Source organism: Fulvimonas sp. R45 (genome assembly GCF_030504985.1).
Taxonomy (GTDB): Bacteria; Pseudomonadota; Gammaproteobacteria; order Xanthomonadales; family Rhodanobacteraceae; genus Rhodanobacter_A.
The window spans coordinates 103,483-116,986 of sequence record NZ_JASERU010000014.1; the positions used below are offsets into that span (position 1 = coordinate 103,483).

Genomic DNA, 13,504 nt, shown 5'->3' on the forward strand with positions numbered 1-13,504 from the left:
ATCCTCTTCGATGGCGTTGCCCGCCGTCGCCGGCCGCATCGGCGCCGGATACCGTCAGGTCTTGGGTTTGCCGCCGCGTTTGCGCGGCGCGGCGCCATTCTGTGGCCTTTTTGCGGATGCGGACGCCCTGCGCCTTTTGGTGACGGGCGGCGCCTCGACATAGCCCACCAGTTTCTGGCGCAACTGCGTGATGTCGCCGATGCGATCGAACATGTCGCCCTGAGCGCGGGCGACCGCGCCGATCAGCAGGCTCAACAGGCTTATGACGGCGGTGAAGTTGTGCCACGGCCGCTCCATCTCGGCCGGCAGCATCAGCACGTGGTCGGTGAGCTGGCGCGCCCAGTAGCACTGGCTGTCGGTGATGATCGCCAGGGGGATGCCGCGTGCCGTGCACTCCTCGGCCAGGATGCGGAAGTGCCGCGAGTAGCGCCGGAAATCGATCAGCAACACGCAGCTCTTCCCGCTGGAATCGAGCAGCAGATCGGTATAGGCGCCGTCCAGTCCCTCCTCGAACCGCGTGCGCGGCTTGATACTCTGCATCAGGGTCGCAAAACCCAGCCCGAGAAAGCGCCCCTGGTGGAAGCTGGCGACCGAGACACGGTCGGCATTCACCAGCAAATCGACGACGGCTTTCCACCCCGGCGTGCGGGTCAGCGCATAGGCCGTGGTAATGCCGCGTATCTCGGCCTTCAGGCTGTCGGGCATCGTGGCGGGATCGCCCACCACGTCCGGGTTCCGGTACAACTGCAACCACGGCGCATCGCCACGCAGCTCCTCCTTCAGTTCGTTGAGGCCGTCGTAGCCGAAGCTGCGCAGGAAACGCCCCACCGTCATCGCGCTGACGCCCACGCGCCGGCCCAGCGACGAGGCGGTCTCGAACGGGATGCCGCCGGGGTTCTGCAGCAGGTAGGCCGCGATCTTCTGCTCAGCCGTGGTGAGGCCGTCCCAGCGATCTCGCAGCTTTTTTTGCAGGTCTTTGATCATCAGCGCACGCTCATCCGACCAGCACCGGGGTGCCGCCGGCGTCTCCATGTCGTCCCACGCCGCGATGGCGTCGGCCAAGCATATACAAAAGCGCGGCGGACAACCCCGAGACCGCGCCGACCAGCACGAAGAACAGGCCGTGATTCATTTGGCTCCACAACGTTCCCAGCGCGCCGGCCAGCAGGTTGCCGAAGAAGCCGGCGAAGAACCACGTGGCAATGCTGGTGGCGCGAAATCCCTCCGGGGCCATGCGACCGAACAGCGCCAGGCCCACGGGCAGGATGTACAGCTCGCCGATGGTGAACACCACGAACCAGACGAACAGCCATATCCAGCTGGCGCGCGTGCCATGCGCTTCGCTCCAGGCCGTCACCAAGCCCAGCGCCACGTATGATGCGCCGACGATGGTGGCGCCGAAGGCCATCCGTGCCAGCAGCGGCGTATCCAAGCCGCGCTTCGCCAGTCGTGCCCAGCGTGCGACGAGGATGGGCGTGAAGATGAACACCGCCAGCGAGTTGATCGACTGGAACCAGGTCATCGGTATCACCCAGCCGGACGCCAGTTGCCGGTCGATGCCGGTATCGGCCCACAGCGCGATGGTGTTGCCGTTCTGCTCGTAGGCGCCGCGAAAAACCACCACGATGGCGGCAATCCCCACCAGCAACGCGAAGCGCTTGCGCGCCGCCTGGTCCATCCGTGGCCGTGCCGCGCGCGCGCCGGCGCCGCGCGCCGGCTCCCGCGGCAGGTAGCGGCGTCCGGCCAGATAAATCACCAGCGACAGCAGCATGCCGATGCCCGCCGCCGTGAAACCCCAGTGCCAGCCATAGGCTTCGCCCAGGGTGCCGCACACCAGCGGCGACAGGAACCCGCCCAGGTTGATGCCCACGTAGTAGATGCTGTACGCGCTCTTGCTGCGCGTGTCGCCATCGCGGTACAGCCCTTCGACCTGGCTGGCGAGGCTGGGCAGGAACAGGCCGTTGCCCAGCGCGATCATGCACAGCGCCGGATAGAACAGCGCATCGAACGACATCATGAAATGCCCGAACGCCATCGTCACGGCGCCGATCACCACCGCACGCTCCTTGCCCAGCCAACGATCGGCGAGCATGCCGCCGAACACCGGCGTGAAGTAGACGAAAGCCGCGTACGCACCGTACACCAGCGAGGCGTACTCCTGGCCCATGTCCAGGTGCATGGTCATGTAATAGACCAGGATCGCGCGCATGCCGAAGAAGGAGAACATCTCCCACATTTCGGTGAGGAACAGGACGGTCAGGCCGCGCGGGTGGCCGAACCAGTTTTTCCCGGTGGCCGGGCACGTGGCCGGGGACATCACGTGGACGCGTCTCCTCGGGGATCGCACCTGTCGGGCCAGGCCGGCACGGCCGCCGGACCGCCCCAGAGGGCCTCGGGGCACCAGATGGCGCCATCCTCGTACACCACCGAAGGCGACCAGTCGACCAGCAGGCCGAGCGGGCCGTCGAGATCCACCACGTCGCACAGCTGGCCCACCACGAAGGCGGGCCCCATCGCCAGCGACGAACCGCCCATGTTGCCGACCATCAAGCCGAAACCCAGCCTGCTCGCTTCCTCGGCCATGGCCAGCGCCTCGGTCAGCCCGCCGCATTTGTCGAGCTTGATATTGATCACGTCGACGCGACCCGCCAGCTTGGCCAGGTCGCCGCGGTCCTGCACGCTTTCGTCCGCGGCGATGCGGATCGGTCGTTCCAGGCCATCCAGCCACGCCTCGTTGCCCACCGGGAACGGCTGCTCGACCACATCCACTCGCGCCTCTTCCAGCGTGGGCATCAGGCGCGCGAACGATTCGCGCGTGAACCCCTGGTTGGCATCGACCATCAGCCACACGTCCGGGCGGGCCTCGCGCACGGCCAGCACACGCTCGGCATTGCGGTCGTCGTCGGTGAGCTTGAGCTTGATCGCCCTCGCCTGCGTATAGGCCGCGGCGCGGCGGGCCATCGTGTCCGGATCCTCGGCGCTCAGCGTATAGGTGGTACGCAGCGGTCTCGGCGCCGCCTGCTCGGCAAGCTCCCAGACGGGCTTGCCGACACGCTTGGCTTCGAGATCCCACAAGGCGCAATCCAGCGCGTTGCGCGCGCCGCCAGCCGGCAGCAGCGCCTGCAGCTCTTCGCGCGTGATGCCCGCCTCGACCCGCGCGCGCATCGCCTCGACCTGCGCCAGCATCGAGGCCGAGGTGTCCTGGTGGTAGTAGACGCCCTGCGCCTCGCTGCGTCCCACCCGGCCCTGCTCGTCGACCAGTTCGACGATCAGCGCATCGAACGCGCTGAAGGTGTAGCCGGTGATGTGGAACGGGGTCTCGATCGCCCAGCGCCTTGGCGTCGCCCGCAGGCGCAGGCGCCCGCCGTCGTGGATAGTCATGCGTGCTTCCCTGGATGTGGGATGTGTGGCGGCGCCGATCCGCCGCCACGAAAACGGGACGTCAGTAATGGACGTTGAAGCTGACCATCCTGAGTACCAGGACCAGCCACGCCAGGTAGATCGCCGCCAGCGCCAACAGTGTTTCGCCCGCCAGCACCCAGCGGCCGCGACGCGGCGCCATCCAGCTGCGCACCGTGTGGTTCACGACGGCTGCCGCGCCCAGCAAGGCCAGCACGCCCGCCGCGTAGAGCAGGTACAGCCAGGGCGTCGCGCCACCTTCCAGCAGGAGGCTCTGGTCGGCGGACAGGGCCACCATCAGGATCAGCCAGCCGAGCAGGGTGGCGAAGAGCACCAGCACGCCCAGCCGCGAGCACAGGCGGGAACGGCGTTGCCGGGCATCGAGTTCGAGTCGCCGGCCGTAATGACGACGTACCAGCCAGCCGCACAGCCAGCTCAGCAGGGTGGCCAGAAGCAACAGCAGCGACAGCGTGCCCCATACTTCGATGCTGCCCAGCGCGCGCAATCCGGTCACCGACTGGAAGATCATGACAGGCGGCAAGGAGTCGGTGGCCCAGTAACGGATGTCGCCATGCGCGTCCGCGACGAAATCCAGGTGGTAGGGGCCGTCCACCTGCTGGTACTTCAGCGGCCCCACCTCGCGCCAGTGCATCGGCGCGCCGGACGGATTCATGAAGGGCGCGCTCAGGATCGTGCCGTCAGGCAAGGCCGACACCTTGGTCTGGGTCAGCGCATACAGCATCCGCAAGGCGCTCTCGTTGCGGCGACTGGCGAGATACCAGCCCGCAACCCGCGCGGCGTCGGCCTTCGCCGTGGCCGCCGTGGGCAGATGCGGCGTCGCGACCGGGAAGTAGCGGTCGAGGAAGGCATCGAAGATCGCGGCGCGGATCACTTCGGCGCCACCTTCGTTGCCGGCGCTGTTGAACGACATGAAGACGCCGACGTCCGCATCCAGCAGCAGGTGCAAGTCCGTGTGGAAGTAGTCCGTATCGCCAGCATGGCCGACAATGGCCTGGCCGTTGCGGTTCTCCTGGTAGAAACCCAGCGCAAAGCCATTCAGGCCCGGCGCTTCGGTGTGTTGCGGGCTATGCATCAGGGCGGTGGTGGCCGGCGTCAGGATCTTGCCGCCGGCATAGCTGCCGCCCTGCAGCTGGGCGATCATGAAGTGCGCCATGTCCAGCGCCGTCGAGCTCATCGCGCCGGCCGGCGCCGGGTCGACGATCTCGAAGGGCTTCGGCTTGCCGTCCGAAGCCTTGTCGTAGCTGTCGCCCATCAGCGGCGCCAGCCGCGCCGGCAGGGGTTGCCGGAACGTGGAGTGCTGCATGTCCAGCGGCTTGAAGATGTGCTGCTCGATGTAGTCGTCGAAGTCCTGCCCCGACACCCGCTGCACGATGTAGCCGGCCAGGCCGCAGCCGTAGTTGGAATACGCCACCACCTGGCCCGGCGGGAAGATCCGCGCCGGCAGGTGCGTTTTCAGGTAATGCTCCAGGTCGACCGGCTTGCCGTCGGTGGAGATGAGGTCGCGCGCGGTGTCTTCGAACCCCGGGGTGTGCGTCATCAGGTTGCGCAGCGTGATCGGCCTGCCCTGGTACGGCGGGACCTTGAAGTCGAGGTACTTGTTGACGTCGCTGTCCAGATCCAACTTACCTGCCTGCACCTGCTGCATCACCGCCGTCCAGGTGAACAGCTTGGAGGTGGAGCCGATGCGGAACAGCGTGTCGGTGGGGGACGGCACCGTATGCTTCTGCAGATTGTCGTAGCCGTATCCCTTGGCGAAGATCACCCGGCCGTCCTTGACCACCGAGATCACGCCACCCGCCACGTCGCCACGCTGCAGCGCAAACGGCACCAGGCCGTCGAGGAAGCTCGACAGGTCCGCAGCGGTGAGCTCCGGCGCCTGCGCGCGCGGGGCCGCGGCCGGGTCGGTGACGACCGGTTCAGGCGCAGTCGCGGTTGCGGGGACCGCCGGTGCGGGATGCGCCGGCGGTGGCACCTGCGCCATCGCCAGCCCGATGGCGCAGGTCGCGGCTAGCGCGGCGAGGAATTTCACAGGGCGATTCATGACGCGGTTACTCCGATGAGTCATGTTCAGAAGTCCAGGCCGACAGTCATGCCGAAGGTGCGCGGCGGCACATAGGACGCAGCGAACGGAGCCCCCCGCGGATCGGTGGTTTCCGAAGACAGCGCCGTGATGCCATGCGCGTTGGTCGCGTTCTTGACGTAAGCCCTGATGGTCCAGTCACCGACATAGACCCCGGCGTGCAGGTCGATGCCGTGATAGGCCGGCACCGAAAAGCGCGGCCCCGGCGCGGACAGGAAATCCGTCATGCGCGCGCCGACGTACCGATAGCTTCCGCCGACAAAACCCGACCAGCCGTCGCCCAGCGGGAAGTCGTAGTCCGCGCCCACGCTGGCATTCCATTTCGGCACCCACGGCAGGCGGTCGCCGTTGTAGCCGTACAGGCCGGCCGGCGTATCCGCCGTCAGTTCCGCATCGGTCCAGCTGGCGTTCGCCGACAGCACCAGGCCGCGTGTGGGTTCGTATTTCCAGCTGGCTTCCACGCCCTGGCTCTTCGCCTTGCCGCCATTGCCGAGGAAGCTGAAGCCGCCGGCCGTGGTCGCGAGCTGGATCTGGCTCCAGTCGATGTAGAACACGTCGGCGTCGAAGACCATGCGCCTGTCCAGCAGGGTGGATTTGAACCCCAGTTCATAGCTGGTCAGCTTGTCCGGCTTGAAGCTCGTCGGGGCGCCCAGGCTGGGCGGCACACCTACGTTGGCTCCGCCGGGACGGAAGCCCGACGCCACGCGCGCATAGGCCATCAGGTTGTCGCTGAACCTGAAACTGGGATTGACCAGGTAAGTGACGGGGGTGTCCGTGCTGCGGGTGGTGAACTGGCTGTCCCCCGTCAACAGGCCGCTGCCCGTCTGCGTATACGCGGTGCTGTCGTGGGTATAGCGCGCGCCCACCAGCACGCTCAGCCGCGAGGTGGCGTGCCAGGTCACGTCGGCGTAACCGGCCCACTCCTTGAAGATGCCCGGGCCGATGGAAACGTCGGCCAGCGTGGGCAGGTCGATCGGCGCTCCGGTCGTCGCGTCGAACACGTTGTAGGACTGCCGGTTCGTGGTGTTTTCGCGCGTGTAGAACACGCCCGCGCGCCACGCCAGCGTCTGCTCCGTCGGCGATTCCAGCCGCAGCTCCTGGGTGAATTTGCCGAGGGTGATCGGGTCGACGATCGAATACCCGCCATTGGCCAGGCCGAAGGCGGGATTGAGCAGCGGGCCAAACGCGGTGGTCACATCCTGGTTCTGGTTGACCTTCTGCGTGCCGTAACTGCTCGAAGACACCAGCGTGGCCCAGCCGAGGTCCGCATTGATCGCGAGGTCGTAGAGGCGATACTTGACCTTGAACAGGCCGGTGCCCGCGGCGCGGCTCTGCTTCTGGTAGCCGTAGACGGGCTTGAGCGTGGCCGGATCCACTTCCACGCCGGCATTGGCCAGGCCGTCGCCAGCGAGGTTCTGCGCCAGCGCCGAAAAGCGCACCGATACCTTGTCGGTCGGCGTCCACAAGACCTGCGCGCGAGCGCCATCGACCTTGTCTTTGTTGACCTCGGATTGGCCAGTGGCCACGTTGTCGATGTAGCCGGGATCGTCGCGGTGATAGGCATTCACCCGCAGCGCCAGCTGGTCCTGGACCAGGGGGACATTGAACATGGCGCGCTCGGTAAAGCCGCTGCCGCCTCCGCTCACGCTGCTGTAGCCCACCGTGGCGCGGCCGTAGGCACGGGTGGCGTCCGGTGGCGTGGTGACGAACTTCACCAGCCCGCCCAGCGAGTTCGCGCCGTACAGCGTGCCCTGCGGGCCACGCAGCACCTCGATGCGCTCGATGTCGGCCGGATCGATGTCCGGAGTCAGCAAGCCGCCGAGGGCATATACCGTGCTGGATCCGTACGGAGCGTCGTCGACATAGGTGCTTACGCTTGAATTGGCCTGCCCGCTGCCCGACGTGATGCCGCGCAACACCAGCTGGGTTTGCCCCGCCGCGGTGGAGACAAGGTTGAGCCCGGGAACCTGGGTCGCGTAATCGACGAAGCTGTTGGCACCCTCGCGGCGGAGGTTGTCGCCGGAGACCGCCGACACTGCCATCGGCACGCTCTGCAGCAGTTCGCTGCGCTTGTTCGCGGTGACCACGATCGCCCCCAGGTCGACCGGTGCGCTGGATGGACGCCGGTCGCGTTTCGCGGCGTCGGCATCTGCCGCGGGGGCCTGGCTTTGCGGCCCTGCCGCAGGGCCGCCGCCAGACGCCGATGGCCTTGCCGTGGCACTGAAGGATCCAAGCAGGGCCATGGCTATGGCGAGACTCAAGCCACGGCGCCGCTGCTCCAGCTGATGAAATTGCATGACGCTCTCCCCCGACGGAACCGCATGGACATTCCACAGGCACGTTGATATACACTTAACAATAACCTGTCAAGATAAATTTTTATCAGAACGAACCGCCCGGAAGTTTCCGTGGGTACACCTCTTCAGAGGTCGAGCGATGGAAACGCTGAAGAATGAAGCCGCGGCGTATCCGCCAGAGTCGCGGGCGAGGGGCGCGAATGAGGTTCGAGCGCCGGAAAGGAGCATGTGTCGCCGTGAGCTCGATCTGGGATGGCCGGCAAGATCGGCGGTACGGCGCAGAGGCTGTGCCCGGATGCGCCACGCCGAGCGTGACCAAGGGCTACGCCCGAGTGCGGCGAGCGAGAAACAGGCACGCATCAAGGCGCAGGAACGCGAAGTGACGGGTGCGCGAGACCAGCGAGAGCCTGCGTGAGGCATCAGCGGCGTCGGCGACTACGGCAACGCCCTAGACGATCAGCGGTGTGCACAAGGCTGAGGTGGTCCGTCGACGCTCCTGGCCCGGCATCAGGCCGCGGGACTGGCCACGCTGGGCAGGATATGGCGGAGAGAGTGGGATTCGAACCCACGGTAGGCTTGCACCTACGGCAGTTTTCAAGACTGCTGCCTTAAACCGCTCGGCCATCTCTCCGTTTGTCTGCGCGAACAGGCGCGCTACGCACGCCACTACGGCAGTTTGATTCCGGGCATCCTGCCCTTCACCCCGGCGGGGCCGGCGACTGCGTCGCCGTTCGCTTCGGCATCCTGCCTTCGCGTCAAGACTGCTGCCTTAAACCGCTCGGCCATCTCTCCGTTTGTCTGCGCGAACAGGCGTGCTACGCACGCCACTACGGCAGTTTGATTCCGGGCATCCTGCCCTTCACCCCGGCGGGGCCGGCGACTGCGTCGCCGTTCGCTTCCTATCCTGCACGCCTCTCGGCCCTCGGCCTATTGCAGGGAGGCCATGCTATCAGGCTCCGGGCGTGCGGTGACGATCCGGGGCCTTGCGCGACAGGGCGACCAGCGCCCACAGCGCCACCAGCACCGGCACCAGGGCGCCGGCCAGGGCCAGCAGCACGGCGGGATGGCGGATGCTCACGGGGACCAGTTGAGTGGCGGCTGCGAAGGCGACGGTGCCCAGTCGGAGGCCGCGCCGGGCACGGGCGACCCAGAACGAAGCCAGCACCAGCGCGAGGGCTGCTGCGCTCAATACGAAATCCACCCGCGGCAAGGCCCACACGTCCGCGAAGCCGAGCCGGGTAGCGATCACCGAGGCCAGCACCGCCAGCAGGAAGTAGCTGGTGTAGAACTCGACCCTGTCCCAGCGGCCGCGCGCCGGCCCGGCGTTCACGCAATGCGCTCCAGTCCGCGCATGTAGGGGCGCAGCGCCTCGGGCACGTCGATGGAACCGTCGGCGTTCTGGTTGTTCTCCATCACCGCGATCAGGGTGCGGCCCACGGCAAGACCGGAGCCGTTGAGCGTGTGCAGCAGCTCGGGCTTGCCGGTGTCCGGGTTGCGCCAGCGCGCCTGCAGGCGGCGGGCCTGGAAATCCTCGAAGTTGGAGCAGCTGGAGATCTCGCGGTAGGTCTGCTGGCTGGGCAGCCAAACTTCCAGGTCGTAGGTCTTGGCCGAGCCGAAGCCCATGTCGCCGGTGCACAGCAGCACCTTGCGGTACGGCAGGTCCAGCTTCTGCAGCACCTTCTCGGCATGGCCGACCATTTCCTCGAGCTGCGCATGGGAGTCGGCCGGCCGTGCGACCTGCACCATCTCGATCTTCTCGAACTGGTGCTGGCGGATCATGCCGCGCACGTCGCGGCCGTAGCTGCCGGCCTCGGCGCGGAAACACAGCGTGTGCGCGGTCAGGCGCAGCGGCAGCGCCTCGGCGTCCTGGATGGTGTCGCGCACCAGGTTGGTCAACGGCACCTCGGCGGTGGGGATGAGGTAGCGCTTCGCCTCGCCCACCCGGGTGGCGAACAGGTCGTCCTCGAACTTGGGCAGCTGGCCGGTGCCCTGCATGCTGTCGGCATTGACGATCACCGGCACGTTGCATTCGAGATAGCCGTGCTCGGCGGTGTGCAGGTCGAGCATGAATTGCGCAAGCGCGCGGTGCAGGTGCGCGAGCTGGCCGCGCAGCACGGTGAAGCGCGCGCCGGACAGCTTGGCCCCTGCATCGCCGTCCAGCCAGCCGTGGCGCTCGCCCAGCTCGACATGGTCCTTCACCGCGAAGTCGAAGCTGCGCGGCGTGCCCCAGCGGGCGACCTCGGCGTTGTCATGCTCGTCCTTGCCCAGCGGCACGGAGGCGTGCGGAAGGTTGGGAACGCCCAGCGCGATGTCGGCCAGCTTCGCCTGCACCTCCGCCAGCGCCTGCTCGTTGGCCTTGAGCCGGTCGCCGATGCCGGCGACCTCGGCCATCAGCGGTGCCACGTCCTCGCCCTTGGCCTTGGCCTGGCCGATCGCCTTGGAACGGGTGTTGCGCAGGTTCTGCAGCTCCTGCGTCTCGGTGGACAGCCGCTTGCGCTCGCTCTCCAGCGACTCCACCGCGGCGACGTCGAGGTCGAAACCGCGGGTTTCCTTGAGGCGCGCCGCGGTCTCGGCGAGGCGCGAGCGCAGCAGGGCGGGGTCCAGCATGGCGTGATCCGGATGGGCGGCGTAGCCTTCGATTATCGCCGCCCCGCCCCGCCGCCCGCAACGCGCGGCTCAGCGGCGGCGACGCGCCTCGGCGCGGGCGGTGCGCAGGGCGCCGAGCTTCTCTCGCAGCTTCTGCTCCAGCCCGCGATCGACCGGCTCGTAGAACACCGTGCCCTCCAGCGCCTCGGGCAGGCATTGCTGGTCGAGCGCCACGCCGCCCTCGACGTCGTGGTCGTACTGGTAGCCCTTGCCGTAGCCCAGGCCCTTCATCAGCTTGGTAGGGGCGTTGCGCAGGTGCATCGGCACCTCCAGCGTGCCGGTCTCGCGCACGGCGGCGCGGGCAGCGTTCCAGGCCTGGTAGGCGGCGTTGCTCTTGGGCGCGACCGCCAGCCAGATCGCCAGTTGCGCCAGGCCCAGCTCGCCTTCGGGGCTGCCCAGGCGCTCGTAGGTGTCCCAGGCGTCCAGCGCCATGCGCCAGGCGCGCGGTTCGGCCAGGCCGACGTCCTCCACCGCCATGCGGGTCATGCGGCGTGCCAGGTAGAGCGGATCGCAACCGCCGTCGAGCATGCGCGCGAGCCAGTACACGGCGGCGTCGGGATCGGAGGAACGCACCGACTTGTGCAGCGCGGAGATCTGGTCGTAGAACTGCTCGCCCTGCTTGTCGAAGCGGCGGGTGCGGTCGGCCAGCACCTGCGCCAGGGTCGCCTCGTCGATGCGCCCGTCCTGCGCCAGCTCGGCAGCGATCTCCAGCAGGGTCAGCGCACGGCGCACGTCGCCGTCGGCGGCCTGGGCGATCAGCTGCAGCGAGGCATCGTCCACCTCGAGCCGCGACGCGCCGAGGCCGCGTTCGGCGTCGGCCAGCGCGCGCTTGAGCGCGGCCACGATGTCCTCCGCCGAGACCGCTTCCAGCACGTGCACGCGGCAGCGCGAGAGCAGCGCCGAGTTCAGCTCGAACGAAGGGTTCTCGGTGGTGGCGCCGACGAACAGGATCACGCCCTTCTCGATGTGCGGCAGGAAGGCGTCCTGCTGCGCCTTGTTGAAGCGGTGCACCTCGTCCACGAACAGCACGGTGCGCCGTCCGCGCGCGAAGTTGGCCTCGGCCTCGGCCAGCGCCTTGCGCACCTCGGGCAGGCCGGAAAGCACCGCCGAGATGGCGCGGAAATCCGCGTCGGCGTAGCGCGCCACCAGCAGCGCCAGCGTGGTCTTGCCGCAGCCGGGCGGCCCCCACAGCACCATCGAGTGCACCCTGCCCGCCTCCAGCGCGCGCCGCAGCGCCTTGCCGGGGCCGACCAGGCGCTGCTGGCCCACGACCTCGTCGAGGTCGCGCGGCCGCATGCGCTCGGCCAGCGGCTTCAGCGCCTCGGGCTCGCCGCTGGCGAACAGGTCGGTGGGGGAAGCGGAACGGCTGGACATGGCTGCATGATAGCGCGCCCTCCAGGACGGTCTCTCAGCCGCGCGGCTGCGCCACTTTCATCGTGTATTGGCGATAGGCGCCGTAGCCCACGCCGCAGGCGCCGGTCAGGACGGCGGGAATCAGCAGGGTGTGTTCGCCCAGCAGGCGGAACAGCTGCGCCCCGGCGGCGCTGCCGAGCATGAAGGTGCCCGCCACCAGCGCGCACAGGCGCAGGCGCAGCGTGTCCACCGGCAACCGGCGCAGCATCTGGCCCAGGTAGATGCCCATGTCGGTGAAGATGCCGGTGACGTGCGTGGTGCGGAACACCATGCCGCTGTAGGTGCTGACCATGCCGTTCTGCAAGCCCACCGCGACCGAGGCGAGGTACAGGCCGATCGAGCTGTTCGCGTCCAGCAGCGGCACCGCGGCGAACAGCAGCAGCGACTCCAGCGTCAACGCCACGCCGTAGCGGCGCCCCAGCTTCAGCGCGGTCTGCTGCACGATGAAGCCGCTGAGCGCGGCGCCGAACACGAACGCGGCGATGGTCAACGCCCAATGCCACGCCTCGCCACCGTCGCCGGTGCCCAGGGTGATGCCGAGCAGGCTGGTGTTGCCGGTCATGTTGCTGATCGACTGGTGGCGGAAGCCCAGGTAGCCGCAGGCATTGACCATGCCCGCGATGAACGCGAGCACGCCGCCGCCGACCCACGCCCAGCGCGGCAACTGGCGCAATACGGGCATGGGCGGATCAGTTCTTCAATGGCCGGGTGGTGATCACCGGCAGGTCGCCGATCACGTCGGCGTCCTTGGGCGGGGTGAAGTTGAAGGTCTCGGGCGGGATCGGGGCGTTGCGCTTCCAGTCCGAGAAGCGGATGTCGGTGGTCGAGCCCAGCCGGTCGCGGAAGACCATGCGCGCCAGGCCCTGCGTGCCGAAGCCGAGCTCGGCGTAGTCGAACTGCGGGTCGGCCTCGGTGGAGGTGAGACGCAGCCATTGCAGGCCGTCGCGCTCGCCTTCCTCGGTGACCTTGAAGTTCTTGTCCAGTTGCGACACGTCGGTGAGCACGGTGAGCGGGCTGTGCGCCTCCTCGGTGCTCTGCTTGCGCACGGTGACCTGTTCCAGCGAGGGATCGTACAGCCACACGCGGCTGCCGTCGGCCACGATGACCTGCTTGTACGGCGCCAGGGTGTCCCAGCGGAACTCGCGCGGCGCCTCCAGCGCCAGCGTGCCGGAACTGGCCTGGCCCGGCTGGCCGTTGGCGCCGGTGAGGGTCTGGGTGAAGCGGCCGGTGAGCGAGTGCAGGCCGTCGGCGAAGGCATCGAGCCGGGCACGGGCGGGGCCGGTGGCGGCCTGGGCCAGGCCGGCCAGCGTCAGCAGGAACGCGGCGGCGACGATCGGGAAGCGTTTCATGGAAACCCTGTAGGCAAGACGCGAGGCGCAGCGTGCATTGTAAGCGGGAAGGCTTAACCGTTCGCTTTCGGCGGGCGACGACCTGCTCCTTCTCCCCTCCGGGGAGAAGGGTGGGATGAGGGGCCAATCTTGCCTTGTCGCCTGGTCGGAGCGGCTTTGCTCGCGGGCTTGTCGCGAGGTTGGCCCCTCATTCCAGCCCTCTGAGAGCCTGTTCAAAGTCTCGTCGAAATCCAGGAAGCTAGCGGGATGAGAGCCCGTTACCCCAGTGATCTAAGAGCCTGTTCAAAGTCTCGTCGAAA

10 protein-coding genes and 1 tRNA gene are annotated in these 13,504 nt (G+C 67.8%); all 11 read right to left on the reverse strand.

The features are described 5' to 3' along the window. Window positions 1-54: 54 nt before the first annotated feature. Window positions 55-1,062: a MurR/RpiR family transcriptional regulator gene (locus QMK61_RS13120; RefSeq protein WP_302072665.1), complete on the reverse strand. Its 1,008-nt coding sequence runs from the start codon at window positions 1,060-1,062 to the stop codon at window positions 55-57. Next, entirely contained in the window at window positions 995-2,317 is a 1,323-nt protein-coding gene (locus QMK61_RS13125; RefSeq protein WP_302072666.1) for a peptide MFS transporter, read from the reverse strand. The genes QMK61_RS13120 and QMK61_RS13125 overlap by 68 nt, the downstream gene beginning before the upstream one ends. Continuing rightward, entirely contained in the window at window positions 2,317-3,381 is a 1,065-nt protein-coding gene (locus QMK61_RS13130; protein WP_302072667.1) for a dipeptide epimerase, read from the reverse strand. Before QMK61_RS13130 ends, QMK61_RS13125 begins: the two co-directional genes overlap by 1 nt. Window positions 3,382-3,442: 61 nt before the next feature. Further along, the gene (locus tag QMK61_RS13135) at window positions 3,443-5,461 is read right to left on the reverse strand and encodes a serine hydrolase domain-containing protein (protein ID WP_302072668.1); all 2,019 of its coding nucleotides are present in this window, start codon (window positions 5,459-5,461) and stop codon (window positions 3,443-3,445) included. Window positions 5,462-5,487: 26 nt separating this feature from the next. Beyond that, on the reverse strand, window positions 5,488-7,797 hold the full coding sequence (locus tag QMK61_RS13140) for a TonB-dependent receptor (RefSeq protein ID WP_302072669.1): 2,310 nt from the start codon (window positions 7,795-7,797) through the stop codon (window positions 5,488-5,490). Window positions 7,798-8,338: 541 nt separating this feature from the next. Then, window positions 8,339-8,428 (reverse strand) — tRNA-Ser (locus tag QMK61_RS13145). Window positions 8,429-8,746: 318 nt separating this feature from the next. Further along, window positions 8,747-9,127, reverse strand: a complete 381-nt coding sequence (locus tag QMK61_RS13150; protein ID WP_302072670.1) for an LrgA — start codon at window positions 9,125-9,127, stop codon at window positions 8,747-8,749. Further along, window positions 9,124-10,404 (reverse strand): serine--tRNA ligase, encoded by a 1,281-nt coding sequence (serS, locus tag QMK61_RS13155; protein WP_302072671.1) that lies wholly within the window; start codon window positions 10,402-10,404, stop codon window positions 9,124-9,126. Before serS ends, QMK61_RS13150 begins: the two co-directional genes overlap by 4 nt. A gap of 69 nt (window positions 10,405-10,473) precedes the next feature. Further along, on the reverse strand, window positions 10,474-11,817 hold the full coding sequence (locus tag QMK61_RS13160; RefSeq protein ID WP_302072672.1) for a replication-associated recombination protein A: 1,344 nt from the start codon (window positions 11,815-11,817) through the stop codon (window positions 10,474-10,476). A 34-nt stretch (window positions 11,818-11,851) separates the two neighbouring features. Further along, on the reverse strand, window positions 11,852-12,538 hold the full coding sequence (locus QMK61_RS13165; protein WP_302072673.1) for a YoaK family protein: 687 nt from the start codon (window positions 12,536-12,538) through the stop codon (window positions 11,852-11,854). Window positions 12,539-12,545: 7 nt separating this feature from the next. After that, on the reverse strand, window positions 12,546-13,205 hold the full coding sequence (lolA, locus tag QMK61_RS13170) for an outer membrane lipoprotein chaperone LolA (RefSeq protein WP_302072674.1): 660 nt from the start codon (window positions 13,203-13,205) through the stop codon (window positions 12,546-12,548). Window positions 13,206-13,504 lie beyond the last annotated feature (299 nt).

Excerpts from the sequence above, each read along its gene's own strand:
- QMK61_RS13125 (WP_302072666.1), bottom strand. The coding sequence starts at position 2,317 with ATGTCCCCGGCCACGTGCCCGGCCACCGGGAAAAACTGGTTCGGCCAC.
- serS (WP_302072671.1), bottom strand. The coding sequence starts at position 10,404 with ATGCTGGACCCCGCCCTGCTGCGCTCGCGCCTCGCCGAGACCGCGGCG.
- QMK61_RS13160 (WP_302072672.1), bottom strand. The coding sequence starts at position 11,817 with ATGTCCAGCCGTTCCGCTTCCCCCACCGACCTGTTCGCCAGCGGCGAG.
- QMK61_RS13135 (WP_302072668.1), bottom strand. The coding sequence starts at position 5,461 with ATGAATCGCCCTGTGAAATTCCTCGCCGCGCTAGCCGCGACCTGCGCC.
- lolA (WP_302072674.1), bottom strand. The coding sequence starts at position 13,205 with ATGAAACGCTTCCCGATCGTCGCCGCCGCGTTCCTGCTGACGCTGGCC.
- QMK61_RS13165 (WP_302072673.1), bottom strand. The coding sequence starts at position 12,538 with ATGCCCGTATTGCGCCAGTTGCCGCGCTGGGCGTGGGTCGGCGGCGGC.
- QMK61_RS13130 (WP_302072667.1), bottom strand. The coding sequence starts at position 3,381 with ATGACTATCCACGACGGCGGGCGCCTGCGCCTGCGGGCGACGCCAAGG.
- QMK61_RS13140 (WP_302072669.1), bottom strand. The coding sequence starts at position 7,797 with ATGCAATTTCATCAGCTGGAGCAGCGGCGCCGTGGCTTGAGTCTCGCC.